Source organism: Streptomyces sp. NBC_00076, assembly GCF_045041235.1.
GTDB lineage: Bacteria > Actinomycetota > Actinomycetes > Streptomycetales > Streptomycetaceae > Streptomyces.
Map to the genome: position 1 here is coordinate 3,824,532 of NZ_CP108242.1, position 19,349 is coordinate 3,843,880.

Consider the following 19,349-nt stretch of genomic DNA (forward strand, 5'->3'; position numbering starts at 1 on the left):
GGGGCCAACCCCCGGACCCCCGGCCGATGAAGAGCTACGCCACCGGCGCCTGGAAGCGAGGGAACTCTCAGTGAAACTCACCGTGGTCGGCGGAGGATCGACCTACACCCCCGAACTCATCGACGGTTTCGCCAGGTTGCGGGACACCCTGCCCATAGAGGAACTGGTCCTGGTCGACCCCGCGGCCGAACGCCTGGAGCTGGTCGGCGGACTGGCGCGGCGCATCTTCGCCAAGCAGGGGCACCCCGGGCGGATCGTCACGACCGACGACCTGGACAAGGGCGTCGAGGGCGCCGACGCCGTCCTGCTCCAACTGCGTGTCGGCGGCCAGGCAGCGCGTCAGCAGGACGAGACCTGGCCGCTGGAGTGCGGATGCGTCGGCCAGGAGACGACCGGTGCGGGCGGCCTCGCCAAGGCACTGCGCACGGTCCCGGTGGTCCTGGACATCGCCGAACGCGTCCGCCGTACCAACCCGAACGCCTGGATCATCGACTTCACCAACCCGGTCGGCATCGTCACCCGGGCCCTGCTCCAGGCGGGCCACAAGGCGGTCGGCCTGTGCAACGTGGCGATCGGCTTCCAGCGGAAGTTCGCGGGCATGCTCGGCGTGGCGCCCGCCGACGTCCACCTCGATCACGTGGGCCTCAACCACCTCACCTGGGAGACGGGCGTGCGCCTCGGCGGCCCCGAGGGCAAGGACGTCCTGCCCGAACTCCTCACCGCCCACGGCACGGACATCGCCGGGGACCTGCACCTCCCCCGGCCCCTCCTGGACCGTCTGGGCGTGGTCCCGTCGTACTACCTGCGCTACTACTACGCGCACGACGAGGTGGTGCGGGAGCTGCGCACCAAGCCGTCCCGTGCGGCGGAAGTGGCCGCCATGGAACGGGAGTTGCTGGACCTGTACGCGGACCCGGCGCTCGACGAGAAGCCGGAGCTGCTGGCCCGGCGCGGCGGCGCCTTCTACTCGGAGGCGGCCGTGGACCTGACCGCGTCCCTGCTCGGCAAGGGCGGCAGTCCCTACCAGGTGGTGAACGCGTACAACCGGGGCACTCTGCCGTTCCTGCCGGACGACGCGGTGATCGAGGTACAGGCGGCGGTGGGCCCCAAGGGTCCGACCCCGCTGTCCGTGCCGTCCGTGGACCCCCTGTACGCCGGTCTGATGGCGAGCGTGACGACGTACGAGGACCTGGCCCTGCGAGCCGCCCTGCACGGCGGTCGCGACCGGGTCTTCCGGGCCCTCCTCGCCCACCCGCTCGTCGGCCAGTACGCGTACGCCGACTCCCTCACCGACCAGCTGATCGCACACAACCGGGAGCACCTCGCGTGGGCCTGACCGCAAGTGTCCTCGCCGTCGACGCGGGCAACAGCAAGACCGACGTCGCGATCGTGGCGGCCGACGGAACCGTCCTCGCCACGGCCCGCGGCGGCGGGTTCCGGCCGCCGGCGGTGGGCGTGGAGACGGCGGTGGACAAGGTCGCGGACGCGGTGGAGCGGGCGTTCGCCGCGGCGGGCGTCGAGTCGGCCGACCATGTCTCCGCCTGCCTCGCCAACGCCGACTTCCCCGTGGAGGAGGAGCAACTGCGGGCCGCGCTGCACGCGCGCGCGTGGGGAGCGCGTACGGAGGTCCGCAACGACACGTTCGCGGTACTGCGGGCGGGCGTCACCGAGCCGCGCGGCGTCGCCGTCGTCTGCGGCGCGGGCATCAACTGCGTCGGCATGCGTCCCGACGGCCGCACCGCCCGCTTCCCCGCGCTCGGCCGGGTCTCCGGCGACTGGGGCGGCGGCTGGGGCCTGGCGGAGGAGGCCCTGTGGCACGCCTCCCGCGCGGAGGACGGCCGCGGCGGTCCCACGACGCTGGCGCGGACCCTTCCCGCCCACTTCGGTCTCCCCTCCATGTACGCGCTCGTCGAGGCCCTGCACCTGGAGCACGTCAAGCCCGCCAGACAGCACGAGCTGACGCCCGTGCTGTTCGCGACCGCGGTCGACGGCGACCCGGTCGCCCGGTCCATCGTCGACCGGCTGGCCGAGGAGGTCGTCACCATGGCCACGGTGGCGCTGGCACGGCTCGACCTGCTGGAGGAGGAGACGCCGGTGCTGCTGGGCGGGGGTGTCCTGGCCGCGCGGCATCCCCAGCTCGACGACGGCGTACGGGACCTGCTGGCGGCCCGGGCCCCGAAGGCGGTCCCGCGCGTGGTGACCGCGCCCCCGGTTCTGGGGGCGGCCCTGCTGGGACTGGACCGTGCGGAAGCACCGGAGGAGGCCCACGAGCGACTGCGGGCGCACTTCGCACACTCCAGCCCGTCCGGCGTTTGAGGACGAGGATCTTCAGGCCGAACAGGGGGTCCGGGGGCGGAGTCCCCACGGCCGTGCGCCACAACGCACCTGAACACACCCACCTCCGGGCGGAACCGAACAGATTCCCACGGCGTATTCATGGGCAAGGGGTGGTGAAGGGGGCGCGGTCAAGCCGCCGGCAGGCATTCCGCACTGCGATCCGATCAAGATCCAGCCAAGGCCGATGCGGATGTCAGTCCCGCCAGCGATACTTGCGGCGACGGATGACCATGGGGGAGGTCAAACAGTGACACACCCGCCGAAGAGCAGCGCGGCGCCACCACCGGCACCGGGCGTGCCCACGATCCCGGCGGTGCCACCGCAGCCGACGCCGCCGGGTGGCCCTGCCCAGTACACCCGGCCCGGCCCGCCGGGCGGCCCCGGCCTGCCGCTTCCCCCCGCACCGCCGCAGGCACGGCGTACCGCGTTCGCCGAGGGAGCCGACCGCCTGCGCGCGGCCGCCACCACCGAACCGGGCCGGCTGCGCATCATCGGCGCCCTCCTCGCGCTCCTCGTCGTGGCCTTCGGCTCCGTCACCGCCTGGCAGACGGCCGAACGGTCGGCGGCCGCCGACGACGTCCTCAACAACAGCCAGCCGCTCAGTTCCTCCGCGGCCGACATCTACCGCTCGCTCGCCGACGCCAACACCGCCGCCTCCAGCGGCTTCCTGGCCGGCGGCCAGGAGACGGCGGCCTCCCGCGAGCGGTACGAGAAGGACATAGACAACGCCGCCGAGGGCCTCGTCGAGGCGGCCACCAACTCCGACCCCAAATCCCCCGCGGCGGCGACCGTGGCCGATCTGAACCGGCTGCTGCCCGAGTACAAGGGTCTGGTGGAGCGGGCCCGGACGTACAACCGGCAGGGCTTCCCGGTAGGTGGCGCGTATCTGCGGTACGCCAACGAGAAAATGCAGGAGGAGATGCTCCCGAAGGCGGAGGATCTCTACACCAAGGAGAACCAGCGGCTGCGCGCCGACTACGCGGACGCCACGCCCTACCCGTGGGCGGCGATCGGCCTCGGCGTCCTCGCGCTCGCCGGTCTCGCCTGGGCCCAGCACCGCAACTACCGGCGCACGAACCGGGTGTTGAACCAGGGCCTGGTCGCCGCCACGGCCACCGCCACGGTGGTGCTGCTCTGGCTGGTCGTCGGCCACAGCGTCGCGCGCGCGGACCTCAACGCCTCCTACGACGACGGCGTCCGCTCGCTGAACGTGCTGCACGACGCCCGGATCGCCTCCCTCAAGGCCCGCGGCAACGAGAACCTGACGCTGGTGGCCCGCGGCGCCGAGACCAAGAAGGTGGGCGACGAGAGCGTCGACGCCTACGACTACGACTTCAAGAGCAACATGGCCACCCTCGGCAAGGGCCTCGCCGAGGCGGAGAAGCTCGCCGACGACGCGACCGGCGAGCAGCCGGTCACCCAGGCCGTCGGCAACATGAAGGAGTGGAAGAAGCGCCACGGCGCGGCCCGCGCGGACGACGAGAACGGCAACTACGCGGGCGCGCTGGCCAGGGTGATCGGCACCAAGGGAGCGACCGGCGCGTGCTTCGACAGCGTCGACGCCAATCTCGCCAAGGCGATCGACCACGAGACGACCCAGTTCGAGCAGACCGCAGGTGACGGTCTGAGCGCGATGACCGGGCTGTCGGTGGGCGCCGCCGTCCTCGCGGTCCTGGGTGCCGCCGGCGCGGTGCTGGGCATCGGGCGCAGACTTTCGGAGTACCGGTGAAAGGGGGCGTGACGATGCAAGGACGACGACTGCGGGCCCGCCTGAAGGGCTGGGGCGGTGTGGGGGCGATGGCTGTCGTGTGCGCCGTCGCGCTGGCCTTCGCGCTACTGCTGCCGCTGGCCCAGCCGCGTGACGGCGGCACCGGCACCGGTGGATCGGGCCTCGCCCGGGTCACGCAGGCGAGCGCCGAAGAGGGCTGCACCACACCGGCGATGCGGAACGCGCCGGAGAAGCAGACCCTGTCCCCCTCGGGCGCCGACGGCAAGACCATCGAGGCGATCAAGAGCCGTACGGGTGAGAAGCGCAAGCTGATCGTCGGTGTCGACCAGAACAGCTACCGCTGGGGCTACCGCGACCCCAACAGCAACGGCACCGGCGACCTGGAGGGCTTCGACATCGACCTGGTCCACCGGATCGCCAAGGACATCCTCGGCGACGAGAACGACGTCCAGTTCAAGGCCATCCCCACCGACCAGCGCATCCCCGCCATCCAGGACGGCCGTGTCGACATGGTCGTCCGCACGATGACCATCAACTGCGCCCGCCTGTCGGATGTCGCCTTCTCCGCCCCCTACTTCGAGACCGGCCAGCAGGTACTCGCCCCCAAGTCCTCGTCGATCACGGGGTACGACGACTCGCTCGCGAAGAAGAAGATCTGCACCGCGACCGGCTCCACCGCCAACACCAAGCTGACCGACGACCAGAAGGCGGGCAAGCTCGTCTCCTCGGCGGACCTGAGGACCACCGTCCCCAACCAACTCGACTGTCTCGTCAGGCTGCAGCTCGGTGAGGTCGACGCGGTGGTCACCGACGGGGCGCTCGCCGCGAGCCAGGCCGCGCAGGACCCCACGGTCGAGCTGAAGGGCGACCCGTTCACCGTCGAGTACTACGGCGTGGCAATGAAGAAGGACGCCGACGACCTGGTACGCCGGGTCAACCAGATACTGGTGGACTACCGCCAGGACAAGACGAACGGCTGGCAGGCGTCGTACGACAGGTGGCTGTCGGCGACACTGTTCAAGGACTCCTCGACCTCGGAGCCACCGACACCGCAGTACCTGCGCACGAGCTGACGGTCATCACCATCTCACTCCCACGGACACTCTGAACCACTGACGGAACACAACGCAGCGAGAGGTGATCGATGGGCGTCACGGACCCCGCCGGGCCGGTGATGGACCGGGACGAGGTGGACCGTGCGCTGGCGCGGCTCGGCGCGGAGCACGAGGCGATCGAGACCTCGCTCCTCGCCCTGCAGGACCACGCGGGCCGCAGACTCCTGGAGGGCGCCGACCTCACCGGTGTCACCAAGGAGCGCTGGACGGGCGCGGAGGCGTCGATCACGCTGCTGTGGGCGTACTTCGACGCGTACACGGACGCGTTGCGGGCCGGCCGCGAGATCCGGTCCCGGCGCCGCTGGTCCAGCCGCGAGGACCTGGTCGAGCTGACCGAACTGCTGCGCGGCGAGGCCGTCACGGTCGCGGGTTCGGCCACCGCGACCGCCAACGCGCCCACGCTGCACGGCGGTCCGGGCAAGCTCAGCGAGCGTTTCTCGCTGGTCACGCTCGTGGACCGGATGAACGAGCTGTACGCGACCTCGCTCGACATGGTGGTCGCCGCGGACGCGGTGTGGTCGGCGCTGCCCGCCCGGATCGATCTGTTGGCCGCGGAACTCCAGCGCACCCGTCGGCTCGCGCACTCGGTCGGCGTGCGACCGGGCGAGCACCCGGCCGGCGACGACCTGGAGCGGATCACCCGCACGCTGACCCGACTGCGCGAGCAGGTGATCTCCGACCCGCTGGCGTTCTGGGTGCCGGCGCCGGGCAGTTCGGCCCCGGGCGGCGGCAAACCGGACACCACGGTCTACGACCGGGAGGCCCGCGCCCTGGAGGACGTGCGCCGGGAGATCGACGCCGTGCTCACGGTCCGGCAGGACGCCGAGGCCCGGCTGGTGAAGCTGCGGGACGTGCTCTCCCGCGCGGACCGCACCCTCGCGGAGGCCCGTACCGCGCGCGGAGAGGTCCTGGCGAAGATCGCAGCCACCGAGGTGCCGGTGGTCAGCGGCCCGCCGACCGCGCTGCACGAGCAGCTGTCGACGGCCGCCGAGTACCGCAGACACGCCCAGTGGCACCGTCTGTCCCCGCTCCTGGACTCCCTGGAGCGGAAGGCGGAGGACGAACTGCTGCGCGCCCGTGAGTCGTTGACCGCGGTCACCCAGCCCCTGGCGGTCCGCGCGGAACTGCGCGGCCGCCTCGACGCGTACAAGGCGAAGGTCGCCCGGCACGGCTTCGCGGAGGACCCGTTCCTGGTGGAGCGGTACGACGCGGCGCGCCGCATGCTGTGGAGCGCGCCCTGCGACCTGCGCGTCGCCGAACAGGCCGTCCTGCGCTACCAGCGGGCGGCCGCGGAACTGCTCGGCGCCCCGCGGGCGCCCGGTCAGGACGGAACCGAGGACCGAAGGGGGGAGTCGTCGTCATGAGTCAGGCAGAGCAGGGCCGGGCGCAGCAGAGCCAGGAGGAGCCGAGTCAGGCGGAGCAGAGCCAGGCACCACGGACCTGTCAGCGGCCCGACTGCGGCGGGTCGTACGAGGACGTGGGCGGTGGCGAGCTGTACTGCGACACCTGCGGTCTCGCCCCCGTCGTGTCGGCGACCGGCATGGTCGGCTCGCCGCCCACCGGGATCACCGCGGGCGGCCGGGGCTCCCGGGGTTCGTCGGGCAGCAGTTCCCGCTCCAGCAGCCGCAGTTCGCGTACGTCCTCCCACTCGTCGAAGTCCCGGCGCTCGGTGTCGGGACGGCTGTCGCGGTCCGTGTCGGGCAAGTCCACGGGCCGCTCGGTGTCGGTGCGCAGCTCCGGTGCGAGCTCCGGCTCGTCCAGTCGCGGGCGGCTCGGCGCGGGCCTGGTGGACGTGCCGGGTGTGCCGCGGCCCGACCCGCGCGCGATGGTGCTGGACAACCCCGAGGTGCCCGAGCGCAAGCGGTTCTGCTCGCGCTCGGACTGCGGGGCGCCGGTGGGGCGGGCCCGCGGTGAACGGCCGGGGCGCACCGAGGGGTTCTGCACCAAGTGCGGCCACCCTTACTCGTTCGTCCCGAAGCTGAAGACCGGCGATGTCGTGCACGGGCAGTACGAGGTCGTGGGCTGTCTGGCGCACGGCGGACTCGGCTGGGTCTACCTCGCCGTGGACCGGGCGGTGTCGGACCGCTGGGTGGTCCTCAAGGGCCTCCTCGACACCGGCGACCAGGACGCGATGGCGGCGGCGATCTCCGAGCGGCGCTTCCTCGCGGAGATCGAGCACGCCAACATCGTCCGGATCTACAACTTCGTCGAGCACCTCGACCAGCGCACCGGCTCGCTGGACGGGTACATCGTCATGGAGTACGTCGGCGGCAAGTCCCTCAAGGAGATCGCCAACGCCCGCCGCGGCCCGGCGGGCAAGCGGGACCCGCTGCCGGTGGAGCAGGGATGCGCGTACGGCATCGAGGCCCTGGAGGCGCTGGGCCACCTGCACAGCCGCAACCTGCTGTACTGCGACTTCAAGGTCGACAACGCGATCCAGACCGAGGACCAGCTCAAGCTGATCGACATGGGCGCGGTGCGCAGGATGGACGACGACGAGTCGGCCATCTACGGCACGGTCGGCTACCAGGCGCCGGAGGTCGCGGAGGTCGGGCCGTCCGTGGCGTCCGACCTGTACACCGTCGCGCGTACGCTCGCCGTCCTCACCTTCGACTTCCAGGGCTACACGAACGTCTTCGTGGACTCCCTGCCCGACCCGGACAACATCGAGGTATTCCGCCAGTACGAGTCGTTCTACCGCCTCCTGGTCCGGGCCACCGACCCCGACCCGGCCCGCCGGTTCGCCTCCGCCCAGGAGATGTCGGAACAGCTGACGGGCGTGCTGCGGGAGGTGGTGTCGCTGCAGACGGGCCGGGCGCGGCCCGCGCTGTCGACGCTGTTCGGGCCCGAAGTCCGCGTCACCGACACGGTGTTGTTCCCCAAGCTGGACGGCGAGGTGTCGCGGCTGGGTGCGCGGGCGGCGCGCCCCGCACGCTCCTCCTCCGCCGGTTCCCTCCCCGCTCCTGCCGGTTCCCTCCTCCCCGCCGCTGCCGGCGTCGCTCCCGGCCTCGTCAAGACGGTCGACGCCTCCGCCGCGGGCCTCGCGTTGCCCGTCCCGCACGTCGACCCGGGGGACCCGAACGCGGGCTTCCTGGCCGGGCTGATGACGTCAGCTCCGGCCGAGCTGCTCGGGGCGCTCGCCGCGGCGCCGGCCCCGTCGACGGAGACCCGGCTCAGGCAGATCCGCGCCTGGCTGGAGAACGGCGACGCGTACACCGCGCACGAGGCCCTGCTGCGGCTGGAGGGAGAGCGGCCCGACGACTGGCGGGTGGTCTGGTACCGGGGCGTGGCCGCCCTGGTGACCGGCGACCAGGAGGCGGCCGCGCTCGCCTTCGACGCGATCTACGACGCCTTCCCGGGCGAGATGGCCCCCAAGCTGGCGCTCGGCCTGTGCGCGGAGGTGCTGGGCCAGTTGGACAACGCCGCCGAGTACTACCGCCTGGTCTGGTCGACCGACCCGAGTTATGTGAGCGCCGCCTTCGGCCTGGCCCGCGTCCAGCTCGCGGCCGGGGACCGCCGCAGCGCCGTGAGAACGCTGGAGTCGGTGCCGGAGTCGTCCATCCACTACACCGCCGCTCGCGTGGCGGCCGTACGGGCGAGGCTGCGGCAACGCACCGCGGCCGCTTCCGACGTACCCTTCCTGGACGATCTGACCGCGGCCGCCGGTCAGATCGAAGCCCTGGAGGCGTACGGTCTGGATCCGGCCCGGCGTGAGCAGTTGTCGGCGGAAGTCCTCGGCTGCGCGCTGGACTGGATACTCTCCGGTGGCCAGGGTTCCGTCCCGCCCGGGGCCGCCGGGGGACGGATGCTGCTCGGCAGCGGCCTGGACGAGCGAGGCCTGCGTTTCGGCCTGGAACGTTCGTACCGCACGCTGGCCCGGCTGGCGTCGGGCGGCGAGGAGAGGATCGACCTGGTGGAACGTGCCAACCGTTACCGCCCCCGGACATGGGTGTAGTTGATGTCGCAGATGCCCCAACTGTCCGCCTGCCCGAGCTGCGAGGAACCGCTCGACTCGGGTGACCGTTTCTGCGGTGCGTGCGGATACGACCTGTCCGCCGTGCCCGTACGGCCGGACGACAACCCGACCATCGCCATGAACGGCAGCGCGCCGCCCCCGCCGCGCGCCGCCGAGGCGCCCTGGCCCCAAGTCCCCGACACCGGCTCCGGGGCGGCCGCCCCGGCGCACCTGCCGACGGACCTCCCGGGCACCGACTCGGGCGGCGGCGCCCTGCCACCGGTGCCGGCCCAGCCGCCGCACATCGGCCCACCGGGGTCCCCCGGGTCCCCGGCGCCCCCGGCCACGGGGGTCCGCTTCGACCATCCGCCGGAGCCCGACGACTACCCGCTCCAGGCGCCGGACCCGCGGGTGACGTCGGGCGTCCCGACTCCGGCCGAGGGCACCCAGGTGTGTGTGGCCTGCCGTGCGGGCCGCGTCGACAGCGACGGCTACTGCGAGAACTGCGGGCACGCCCAGCCGCGCGAACGCGACCACATGGAGCAGGAGTTCGGCCCGGTCGCCGCGGTCAGCGACCGGGGCCGGCGCCATCACCGCAACGAGGACGCGTTCGGCCTCGGGTGCGCCACGCTGCCCGACGGCTCGCCCGCCCTGCTGTCGATCGTCTGCGACGGCGTGTCCTCCGCGACCCGCCCCGACGACGCCTCCATGGCCGCGTCCCGGGTGGCGAGCGAGGCGCTGCTGGCCGCCCTGCCGCTCGGCACGCACCCGCAGCAGGCCATGCACGACGCGATCGTCGCGGCCTCCCGCGCGGTCAACTCGCTGGCCGCCGAGCCCGCCACGGCCCGCGAGCAGGCCCCGCACCAGAACGCCCCCGCCTGCACCCTGGTCGGCGCGGTGGTCACGTCCGGTCTGCTGATCGTCGGCTGGGTCGGCGACAGCCGCGCCTACTGGGTACCGGTGGACCGCAGCGCTCCCCCGGCCCGGCTCACCGAGGACGACTCGTGGGCGGCGCAGATGGTCGCCGCCGGCCTGATGAACGAGGCGGAGGCGTACGCCGACGAGCGCGCCCACGCGATCACCGGCTGGCTCGGCGCGGACGCCTACGAACTGGAGCCGCACACCGCTTCCTTCAAGCCGGACCGGCCGGGAGTGGTGGTGGTGTGCACGGACGGCCTGTGGAACTACGCGGAGGCGGCCGAGGAGATGGCCGAGGTGCTGCCGCTGGACGCCGCCGTGCGCCCCCTGCACAGCGCCCGCGTTCTGGTCGGTCACGCCTTGGACGGCGGGGGCCACGACAACGTAACAGTGGCCGTCCTGCCGTTCCCCGCACCGCCTCAGGGGGCAGGATCGGCCTGAGGCCGCGTACGCCTCGCGCAGCAACGGGGAAGCCTCGACGGACCGGAGGGGACCGGTCCGTCCACAGTCATCGCCCCGCCCCGGCGGGGTTCGAGGGGGATTCGATCAGGCATGGCCAATTTCTCGAAGTCGAACGCGCCACAGTTCTCGGTGGACGTGTACCAGAACGAGTTCCTGCCGGAGGGCGGCCGCGAGGTCAACGCGATCGTCACGGTGACGTCCACCGGCGGCGGCACGGTCGGAAGCGCGGTCGCGGCGCCCCATCTCTACGCGCCGGGCCAGGGCCCGTCCGCCGCGGTGGCGATCATGGTGGACTGTTCGGGCTCGATGGACTACCCGTCGGCCAAGATGCGCAACGCCCGCGACGCCACGGGCGCCGCGATCGACACCCTGCGCGACGGTGTGCACTTCGCGGTGATCGGCGGCACGCACGTCGCCAAGGAGGTCTACCCGGGCAACGGCCGCCTCGCCGTGGCCGACGCGACCACCCGCGACCAGGCGAAACAGGCCCTGCGCAAGCTCAGCGCGGGCGGCGGCACCGCCATCGGCACCTGGCTGCGTCTCGCCGACCGACTGCTGTCCTCCGCGGACGTCGCCATCCGCCACGGCATCCTGCTCACCGACGGCCGCAACGAACACGAGTCACCCGAGGACCTGAAGGCCTCCCTGGACGCCTGCGCCGGCCGCTTCACCTGTGACGCCCGCGGGGTGGGCACCGACTGGGAAGTGAAAGAAGTCACAGGGATCGCCTCGGCGCTGCTCGGCACCGCCGACATCGTCGCCGACCCGGCAGCGCTCGCCGCCGACTTCACGCAGATGATGGAGACGGCCATGGGCAAGGAGGTCGCGGACGTCGCCCTGCGGCTGTGGACCCCGGTCGGCACCACGGTGAAGTTCGTCAAACAGGTCGCGCCGACCGTCGAGGAGCTCACCGACCGGCGCACGGAGGCCGGCCCGCGCGCCGGGGACTATCCCACCGGCTCCTGGGGCGACGAGTCCCGTGACTACCACGTCTGCGTCGAGGTCCCGGTCGCCCACATCGGCCAGGAGATGCTCGCCGCCCGGGTCGCCCTGGTGGTCCCGCAGCCCGACGGCACGGTCCAGAACCTCGGCGCCCAGGGTCTGGTACGGGCCGTGTGGACCGACGACATGGTCGCCTCGACGTCGATCAACCCCCAGGTCGCCCACTACACCGGCCAGGCGGAACTGGCACAAGCCATCCAACAGGGGCTGGACCTTCGCAAAGCGGGAGATATGGATGGAGCAACGGCCAAATTGGGCCGGGCCGTTCAGCTCGCGAGTGACTCCGGGAACGCGGATACTGCGAAACTGCTTGCGAAGGTGGTGGACGTGGTCGACGCCGCGACAGGTACTGTGCGACTGAAGACGAAGGTCGCGGACGCCGACGAGATGACTCTCGAAACACGGTCCACAAAGACTGTTCGTGTAAAGAAGTGACGTAGCACGACCATGTGAAGCACGGAAAAGCAGCGAGCCTGACCCCTTGGGGTTGGAGAAATCCGGTCGTCGCGACCGGACAGGAGAGGGGGAAGCGCCGACATGCCGACCTGCCCGAACGGACACCAGTCGGGTTCCGACGACTGGTGCGAGGTCTGCGGTCACCGCATGGCCGGTGCCGCGCCCCCTCCGCCGCCCCCAGGTGGGGGGTACGGCTTCCCGCCGCCCCAGGCCACCCAGCCCGGTCCCGGCGGACGCCCGCCGCACCTGTCCGGCGGACCGGACCCCGAGCCGGAGCTCTGCCCGCAGTGCCGTACGCCCCGTGAGGGCGGAGCGCCGTTCTGCGAGGAGTGCCGGTGGAACTTCCTGACCAACACGGCGACCTCGTACACCCCGGCCGCCCCGCCCCAGTCCGCGCCCGGCCCCAACCCGGCCGGCCGCTTCCAGCAGCAGCCGGGCCAGCCGTCGTTCGGCGGCGGTGACGGGTACGACTACCAGAGCTCGCGCCCCTCGCAGGTGAACCGGCCCGCCGAGCCGATCCCGCCGGGCCCGCCGTTCGGCAACCAGCCGGGGCAGGGCGGCCCGGGTGGGCCCGGTGGCCCTTCCGGTCCTGGTGGTCCGGGCGGGTTCGGTGGCCCTTCGGGTCCCGGTGGTCCCGGTGGTCCCGGTGGTCCGGGCGGGTTCGGTGGCCCTGGCGGTCCTTCGGGTCCCGGTGGGCCTTCGGGTCCCGGCGGTCCTGGCGGTCAGGGGGGCTACGGCGGTCCTGGCGGCCAGGGTGGTTACGGTGGCCCGTCCGGTCCTAACGGCCCCGGCGGTCAGGGTGGCTTCGGCGGTCCCGGTCAGGGGGGTCCCGGCGGTCCCGGTCAGGGGGGTCCCGGCGGTGGTCCGGGTGGCCCCGGCGGTCCCGGTCCCTTCGGCGCCGACCCGTCGCGGCCTGTTCCGCCGCCGCCCGGGCCGACCCCTTACGGCGATCTCGGCGGTCCTGGTGGTCCCGGCGGTCCTGGTGGTCCCGGCGGACCCGGTAACGGACCTCAGGCGCCCCAGGCGCCCCAGGCCTTCCAGCAGCCCGGCCCGGGCCCGTCGGCCCCGCCCGGATATCCGCAGGAAAACCGGCCGCAGCAGGGCGGCCCGTCCTTCGGCGGCGGCAACGACGACTGGGTGATCTCCCCGCCGTCGGGCGGCCCCGGTGGCCCGGGCGGACCCGGCCCCGGTCAGGGCCCCGGCGGCGGCTACGGATACCCGCAGCCCGGTTCTCCGCAGGCCCCGCCCGGCCCCGGCTACCAGCAGCAGCCGACGACGTGGACGGCGACCATCGGCCCGGACCGCGAGTACTTCATGGCGATGATGCATCGTTCCGGCCCCGAGGCCGCGGGCCTCAACCTGCCCGCGTTCTCGCCCGAGCAGCAGCGCACCCTGTCCGGCAACCAGGTCACCATCGGCCGCCGCCGTCACTCCACCGGCGACACCCCCGACATCGACCTGTCGGTGCCGCCGGAGGACCCGGGCGTCTCGCACCAGCACGCGGTCCTGGTCCAGCAACCGGACGGAACCTGGGCGGTCGTCGACCAGAACTCGACGAACGGGACGACGGTGAACGGCTCGGAGGAGCCGATCCAGCCGTTCGTGCCGGTACCGCTGCAGGACGGGGACCAGGTGCACGTGGGCGCCTGGACGACGATCACCGTCCGGCGCGGCTGAGCCTCTGCTTTCCGCTGTACGCCTGGCACCTCCGCTTCACGCGAGGGGCCAGGCGTACGGCCCCTCCGGGTCGTCCAGCCACGCCCACTCGCGCTGGCCGCTGACCGTGATGCCGTACCGCTCGCGCTGCGGCCTGCCCTCCCGCTCCCACAGCGCGTACGCCTCCTGCGGAGCGAGGCTGCCACGGGTCAGGGTGAGCAGGAACCGGAACAGTTCGTGGTCCCTGGCCTGGCGCGGCACCCCACTCAGCGGGGCCGGCTCCGGTTCGGGCCCACCGCCACGCAGCGGCACGAAGTAGGCGGGCGTGTGCAGGAACCGCCCCTCGGCCTGACCCGTCCGATCTGCATGGCCCTCCTGACCCGCCTCACCTGCCGGGTTCGCGTGCCGCATGAGCCCCGTTTGCCCCGGCTCGTGGACCGTCAGGGCGATCAGGCCCGTGCCGAGGGGGGTCAGGATCCGGGCGCCGGGGCGGCACTGGGCGAGCCAGGCGAGCGGGATCGACGGCAGGGCGCAGGTGGCGATGACCCGGTCGAAGGGGGCACGCTCGGGCACCCCGCGCGCTCCGTCGCCGGTGACGACGACGGGGTGGTACCCCGCGGTGGCCAGATGCTGCCGGGCCGCCTCGGTGATCTCCGGTTCCAGGTCGACGGTGGTGACGAGGTCGTCGTCGCCGAGCCGGTGCGCGAGCAGGGCCGCGTTGTACCCCGTGCCCGCGCCGATCTCCAGGACCCGGTCGCCGGCCGCCACCCGCAACTCGGTCAGCATCATCGCCATCAGCGACGGCTGGCTGCTGGAGGAGACCAGTTCGCCGTCCCGCATCCGGGTGGCCAGCGGGACGTCGGCGTACACCCCGCGCACCCAGCGTTCGCGCGTGCCCGGGTCGGGGCTCTCGCCCCACCGGCGTTCGCACCCACCCCTGACGCCGACGTAGTAGTACGGCACGAAGAGATGCCGCGGGACCGCCTCGAACGCCTCCCGCCACACCGGGTCGGCGGCCCAGGCCCCGCTCGCGTCGATCTCCCGCACCAGCGCCGCCCGCGCCGAGGCGGCGAGGTCGTCCAGATCCTTGTGGAGAACATGCGTGCCCATACGTCCACTGTCCTTCGGGAGCCGTTGAGAAGCGAGCCGCGCCACCCTCGGGCTCCGGCCCGCCCATGGCTCGGCCCGACCGACCGTGGTCCTAGGCCTTGAGTCCTGGGCCCCCCGGTCTGAGAGCATGGAGGGCGTGAAAGAGATCCGGCGCGGCACGCTTCAGACGCAGACCTTCTACGAGCAGGTCGGCGGGGAGGAGACCTTCCGCCGCCTCGTCCACCGTTTCTACGAGGGAGTCGCCGAGGACCCGCTGCTGCGGCCCATGTATCCCGAGGAGGACCTGGGCCCGGCCGAGGAGCGCCTCACGCTCTTCCTGATCCAGTACTGGGGTGGCCCGACCACGTACAGCGACAACCGCGGCCATCCGCGCCTGCGGATGCGGCACGTCCCCTTCACCGTGAACCGCGAGGCACACGACGCCTGGCTGAAGCACATGCGGGACGCCGTGGACTCCCTCGGACTGTCCGAGGAGCACGAGCACACGCTGTGGAACTACCTGGAGTACGCGGCCGCCTCGATGGTGAACACACCGGACTAGGGCAGGACTGGGACCGACGGCGGCGCTTCTGGCGACCCTCGCCGCGTACTCGGGCGGGAGGCGGTGACGCGGCCCTGCGCCACTCCCTGCGGGGCCTCGAACGCCGCCGACACCGCCGCTGATCGTCCGCGCCCGACGCGCCCGCGGCCGGTCGCACGAGCGCCGACACCGCCGCCGCCCGGACGCCGTTCGACGGGCTGCCGGTGACCTGTGCGGCCCCTCGTGCGGTCCGGCCCGTACGCCCACCGGACCGGACCCAGGCACGGACAGCCGCCGGGCGGTAGTGGCACGGGAGTACGCCATGCGCGACCGCGCGGGCCGCCTCCAGCTGCCCGCCGACTGCACCCGGGCGTCAACGGCGTACCGGTTCCGGCGGCCTTCCCGCTCTCAGCGGACGCTGACGTCCAGCGTGCCAAGTCCCGCCCTGCGTACGGCGATCGAGCCGTACGGCGTGCGCAGCCTCAGCCACGCGCCCGACGAGATCAGCACCGGCGCCCCCGCGCTCTGCGTGGGCCGCAGGAACCCCAGCGACTGCGCCGCGTGCACGGCCCGCACCGGCAGCCCGGTCGTCCCGACCGCCCGGGACCAGATCTCCCGCCCGATCCGGTCCAACTCGGCCCGCGTGCGCCGCTCGTCCGCCAACTCCCCCGTACGGGAACGGAATTCGGTGACACCCGCGGCGACCATGGCCCGCAGTGCGTCCGGCTCCGGCAGCCCTGGCTCGGGCCGCCAGCCGCCGCGCGGCGGCAGCACGCCGGCCCACGGCGGGCCGGTGACCGCGGCCGGCACCACGGCCATACCCGCCGACTCGTCGACGGACTCCAGGAACTCCCCCGCGGACACGGTCACGTCCAGCGTGACGTCGAGCCCGTTCTCGTACGGCTTGGCGAGCCGTACCGCACGGATCGCCAGCACCTCGAAGGACGGTGGCCGGCCGAAGACGGCGAGCGCGGTCCCGGCCGCCTGGAGACGCACCGCGGCCCCGCGGTCGTAGTGGATCAGCCGGGAGAGGAAGGCCGCGAGATCCGCGGCCTCCCCCTCGTCGGCAAGGTGAAGCACCGTCATGCGGCGACGGCCTCGCCCTCGGCGTCGTCCCGGTACTCCTCCAGGAACTCACGTTCCTCCGCGGTGATCCGCCGCGGCCGCTGCGCCTCGAAGTCGAACGGCACTATCACCGTCGCGGCCTGGACGTACACCTGGTCCGGGTCCTTGACCTCGTAGGTGAGCGTGAAGGAAGCCGCCCTGATCTGGGTGACCCACAGCTCGATGTCCACAGGCGCGTGCCGGTGGACGAGCTGCCTCTTGTAGTCGATCTCGTGGCGCGCCACCACCGACCCCTGCTGGAAGTTCTTGTCCGGGCGGAACAGGAAGTCGATACGGGCTTCTTCCAGGTAGCGCAGGAAGACCACGTTGTTGACGTGCCCGTACGCGTCCATGTCCGCCCAGCGCAGCGGGCAGCGGTAGATGTGCCGCAAGATCGATCAGCCCCGGGTCAGCTTCTTGTAGGTGGCGCGGTGCGGACGCGCGGCGTCCGCGCCGAGCCGCTCGACCTTGTTCTTCTCGTACGACTCGAAGTTGCCCTCGAACCAGAACCACTTGGACTCGCCCTCGTAGGCGAGGATGTGCGTGGCGACCCGGTCCAGGAACCACCGGTCGTGGGAGACGACCACGGCGCAGCCCGGGAACTCGAGCAGCGCGTTCTCGAGGCTCGACAGGGTCTCGACGTCGAGGTCGTTGGTCGGCTCGTCGAGGAGCAGCAGGTTGCCACCCTGCTTGAGGGTGAGCGCGAGGTTGAGGCGGTTGCGCTCACCGCCGGAGAGGACGCCGGCCGGCTTCTGCTGGTCCGGGCCCTTGAAGCCGAACGCGGAGACGTACGCCCGCGAGGGCATCTCCACCTGACCCACGTTGATGTAGTCCAGCTCGTCGGAGACCACTGCCCACAGGGTCTTCTTCGGGTCGATGTTCTCGCGGCCCTGGTCCACGTACGCGATCTTGACGGTCTCGCCGACCTTGATCGAGCCGGAGTCCGGCGTCTCCAGACCCTGGATCATCTTGAAGAGGGTGGTCTTGCCTGCGCCGTTCGGGCCGATCACGCCGACGATTCCGTTGCGCGGCAGCGTGAAGCTCAGGTCCTCGATGAGGACCTTCTCGCCGAAGGCCTTGGAGAGGTTGTTCACCTCGACCACGATGGAGCCCAGGCGCGGGCCCGGCGGGATCTGGATCTCCTCGAAGTCCAGCTTCCGCATCTTGTCGGCCTCGGCGGCCATCTCCTCGTACCGGGCGAGGCGGGACTTGGACTTGGCCTGGCGCCCCTTGGCGTTGGACCGCACCCACTCGAGCTCTTCCTTCAGACGCTTCGCCCGCTTGGCGTCCTTCTGGCCCTCGACCTTGAGACGGGTCTGCTTGGTCTCCAGGTAGGTGGAGTAGTTGCCCTCGTAGCCGATGGCGCGGCCGCGGTCGAGCTCCAGGATCCAGCCCGCGACGTTGTCGAGGAAGTACCGGTCGTGGGTGACGGCGACGACGGTGCCGGGGTACTTGGCGAGGTGCTGTTCCAGCCACTGCACGGACTCGGCGTCCAGGTGGTTGGTGGGCTCGTCGAGCAGCAGCAGGTCAGGGGCCTCGATCAGCAGCTTGCAGAGCGCGACGCGGCGGCGCTCACCACCGGAGAGGTTGGTGACGGACCAGTCGCCGGGCGGGCAGCCCAGGGCATCCATGGCCTGCTCCAGCTGGGTGTCCAGGTCCCATGCGTTGGCATGGTCCAGGTCCTCCTGGAGCTTGCCCATCTCGTCCATGAGCGCGTCCGAGTAATCGGTCGCCATCAGCTCGGCGACCTCGTTGAAGCGCTTGAGCTTGCCCATGATCTCGGCGGCGCCGTCCTGCACGTTCTCCAGGACCGTCTTGGACTCGTCCAGCGGCGGCTCCTGCTGGAGCATGCCGACCGTGTAGCCGGGCGACAGGAACGCGTCACCGTTGGACGGCTGCTCGAGACCGGCCATGATCTTGAGAACGGTGGACTTACCGGCACCGTTCGGACCGACCACACCGATCTTCGCGCCGGGGAGGAAGCTCAGCGTCACGTCGTCAAGGATCACCTTGTCGCCGTGCGCCTTGCGCGTCTTGCGCATGGTGTAAATGTACTCAGCCAAGAGAAACCGTCCGGCAGCTTGAAATCTGGCAGTGGGCAGATACACCCCATCTTGCCCGACCGCCACCCCTGGGTCCTAACCCGTTTGGCCGGGGGCCTGTGACCTGGCACTTCGCGGCTGACCGCGGTAGCTCGACTGTCACTGTCGGTCGTCATCGGTCGTCGTCGGTCGACCGAGGGCGCCCTCGCACGGCCCCCGGACGGCTCAGCGCAAGGGTGCCGCTCCCCCACCACGCCGGGCTATCGTGCCGCCGTGACAAGCGCAGCGGAGCGCCCTCTCCTTTTCCTCGACGTCGACGGTCCACTCATCCCGTTCGGGTCGCCGTCCGCTCACCCACCAGCCGCTACGGCCGACACCTCGACGCCTGTCGATCAGGGAAACCCACTGCTGAGGCGGCTTGATCCTGGGGTCGGCGCGCGTCTCACGGCGCTGGGCTGCCACCTCATATGGGCCTCGACCTGGATGGAGGAGGCGAACGAGACTGTGGCACCACGCATCGGACTGCCGAACCTGCCCATGGTGGAGTGGCCGGACGTCTGTGCCGAGGCAGGCCCCCGCGGTCTGCACTGGAAGACCCGCCCCCTTGTCGAGCGGGCCAACGGCCGGCCGTTCATCTGGGTCGACGACGAGATCAGCGCGATGGATCGTCAGTGGGTCGCAGCCAGCCACCCTGGGCCGTCGCTGCTTCATCACGTCGACCCGAGTAGAGGCCTCGACGACGCCGACTTCGCCGCGCTCGCTGGTTGGCTTCGTGCCGTCGCGCCGAGATGAGCACCGTTCCAGGAGTTCTGCCGTCGGCGCATTTCTCCCGACCTGGCGCTCAACGGCACAGCGCAACCATGGTGTGGGCCGTCGAGGGAGCCATGCTCGTCGTGCCGGCGGTGGGTTGGTACTTCCGGATGAATCTCACCTGAGGCGCGAT

The 19,349-nt window shown here is 71.9% G+C and carries 15 protein-coding genes; 11 read left to right on the forward strand and 4 right to left on the reverse strand.

The features are described from left to right. Nucleotides 1-70 precede the first annotated feature (70 nt). The 9 genes from OHA64_RS17375 to OHA64_RS17415 all read left to right on the forward strand — a co-directional run bounded on the left by OHA64_RS17375 (nucleotide 71) and on the right by OHA64_RS17415 (nucleotide 13,651). Nucleotides 71-1,336 (forward strand): 6-phospho-beta-glucosidase, encoded by a 1,266-nt coding sequence (locus OHA64_RS17375; protein WP_405613943.1) that lies wholly within the window; start codon nucleotides 71-73, stop codon nucleotides 1,334-1,336. Further along, complete coding sequence (locus tag OHA64_RS17380; RefSeq protein ID WP_405613945.1) at nucleotides 1,327-2,316, forward strand: N-acetylglucosamine kinase; 990 nt, start codon at nucleotides 1,327-1,329, stop codon at nucleotides 2,314-2,316. Before OHA64_RS17375 ends, OHA64_RS17380 begins: the two co-directional genes overlap by 10 nt. Before the next feature lie 268 nt (nucleotides 2,317-2,584). After that, nucleotides 2,585-4,066: a hypothetical protein gene (locus tag OHA64_RS17385; RefSeq protein ID WP_405613947.1), complete on the forward strand. Its 1,482-nt coding sequence runs from the start codon at nucleotides 2,585-2,587 to the stop codon at nucleotides 4,064-4,066. 14 nt (nucleotides 4,067-4,080) lie between these two features. Beyond that, complete coding sequence (locus OHA64_RS17390) at nucleotides 4,081-5,139, forward strand: glutamate ABC transporter substrate-binding protein (RefSeq protein WP_405613949.1); 1,059 nt, start codon at nucleotides 4,081-4,083, stop codon at nucleotides 5,137-5,139. 71 nt (nucleotides 5,140-5,210) lie between these two features. Next, entirely contained in the window at nucleotides 5,211-6,545 is a 1,335-nt protein-coding gene (locus tag OHA64_RS17395; protein ID WP_405613951.1) for a hypothetical protein, read from the forward strand. After that, complete coding sequence (locus OHA64_RS17400) at nucleotides 6,542-9,136, forward strand: tetratricopeptide repeat protein (protein ID WP_405613953.1); 2,595 nt, start codon at nucleotides 6,542-6,544, stop codon at nucleotides 9,134-9,136. Before OHA64_RS17395 ends, OHA64_RS17400 begins: the two co-directional genes overlap by 4 nt. Continuing rightward, nucleotides 9,137-10,495: a PP2C family serine/threonine-protein phosphatase gene (locus OHA64_RS17405; RefSeq protein WP_405613955.1), complete on the forward strand. Its 1,359-nt coding sequence runs from the start codon at nucleotides 9,137-9,139 to the stop codon at nucleotides 10,493-10,495. A 111-nt stretch (nucleotides 10,496-10,606) separates the two neighbouring features. Next, nucleotides 10,607-11,953 (forward strand): vWA domain-containing protein, encoded by a 1,347-nt coding sequence (locus OHA64_RS17410; protein ID WP_405613957.1) that lies wholly within the window; start codon nucleotides 10,607-10,609, stop codon nucleotides 11,951-11,953. A 102-nt stretch (nucleotides 11,954-12,055) separates the two neighbouring features. Next, nucleotides 12,056-13,651: an FHA domain-containing protein gene (locus tag OHA64_RS17415; RefSeq protein WP_405613958.1), complete on the forward strand. Its 1,596-nt coding sequence runs from the start codon at nucleotides 12,056-12,058 to the stop codon at nucleotides 13,649-13,651. 36 nt (nucleotides 13,652-13,687) lie between these two features. Here OHA64_RS17415 and OHA64_RS17420 read toward each other — a convergent pair whose 3' ends face one another. Continuing rightward, nucleotides 13,688-14,740, reverse strand: a complete 1,053-nt coding sequence (locus OHA64_RS17420; protein ID WP_405613960.1) for a methyltransferase domain-containing protein — start codon at nucleotides 14,738-14,740, stop codon at nucleotides 13,688-13,690. A gap of 127 nt (nucleotides 14,741-14,867) precedes the next feature. Here OHA64_RS17420 and OHA64_RS17425 point away from each other — a divergent pair, with 127 nt between their 5' ends. Further along, nucleotides 14,868-15,281, forward strand: coding sequence for a globin (locus tag OHA64_RS17425; protein ID WP_405613962.1), 414 nt, complete (start codon nucleotides 14,868-14,870; stop codon nucleotides 15,279-15,281). Between the two features lie 387 nt (nucleotides 15,282-15,668). On the opposite strand, the gene OHA64_RS17430 is transcribed toward OHA64_RS17425, so the two are convergent. From OHA64_RS17430 to ettA, 3 genes are read right to left on the reverse strand one after another with little or no spacing between them, the layout of a single operon-like run. Next, entirely contained in the window at nucleotides 15,669-16,346 is a 678-nt protein-coding gene (locus OHA64_RS17430) for a hypothetical protein (RefSeq protein WP_405613964.1), read from the reverse strand. Next, nucleotides 16,343-16,756: an acyl-CoA thioesterase gene (locus tag OHA64_RS17435; protein ID WP_405613966.1), complete on the reverse strand. Its 414-nt coding sequence runs from the start codon at nucleotides 16,754-16,756 to the stop codon at nucleotides 16,343-16,345. Before OHA64_RS17435 ends, OHA64_RS17430 begins: the two co-directional genes overlap by 4 nt. A 6-nt stretch (nucleotides 16,757-16,762) precedes the next feature. Next, entirely contained in the window at nucleotides 16,763-18,427 is a 1,665-nt protein-coding gene (gene ettA, locus OHA64_RS17440) for an energy-dependent translational throttle protein EttA (RefSeq protein ID WP_405613968.1), read from the reverse strand. Between the two features lie 252 nt (nucleotides 18,428-18,679). On the opposite strand from ettA, the gene OHA64_RS17445 reads away from it, so the two are divergent. Further along, complete coding sequence (locus OHA64_RS17445) at nucleotides 18,680-19,198, forward strand: HAD domain-containing protein (RefSeq protein ID WP_405613970.1); 519 nt, start codon at nucleotides 18,680-18,682, stop codon at nucleotides 19,196-19,198. The last annotated feature ends 151 nt before the right edge of the window (nucleotides 19,199-19,349 follow it).

What these genes read in the sequence shown, in the direction of transcription:
- OHA64_RS17415 (WP_405613958.1), top strand. Translation starts at nt 12,056, where the DNA reads ATGCCGACCTGCCCGAACGGACACCAGTCGGGTTCCGACGACTGGTGC.
- OHA64_RS17420 (WP_405613960.1), bottom strand. Translation starts at nt 14,740, where the DNA reads ATGGGCACGCATGTTCTCCACAAGGATCTGGACGACCTCGCCGCCTCG.
- OHA64_RS17425 (WP_405613962.1), top strand. Translation starts at nt 14,868, where the DNA reads ATGGAGGGCGTGAAAGAGATCCGGCGCGGCACGCTTCAGACGCAGACC.
- OHA64_RS17400 (WP_405613953.1), top strand. Translation starts at nt 6,542, where the DNA reads ATGAGTCAGGCAGAGCAGGGCCGGGCGCAGCAGAGCCAGGAGGAGCCG.
- OHA64_RS17430 (WP_405613964.1), bottom strand. Translation starts at nt 16,346, where the DNA reads ATGACGGTGCTTCACCTTGCCGACGAGGGGGAGGCCGCGGATCTCGCG.
- OHA64_RS17390 (WP_405613949.1), top strand. Translation starts at nt 4,081, where the DNA reads ATGCAAGGACGACGACTGCGGGCCCGCCTGAAGGGCTGGGGCGGTGTG.
- OHA64_RS17410 (WP_405613957.1), top strand. Translation starts at nt 10,607, where the DNA reads ATGGCCAATTTCTCGAAGTCGAACGCGCCACAGTTCTCGGTGGACGTG.
- OHA64_RS17395 (WP_405613951.1), top strand. Translation starts at nt 5,211, where the DNA reads ATGGGCGTCACGGACCCCGCCGGGCCGGTGATGGACCGGGACGAGGTG.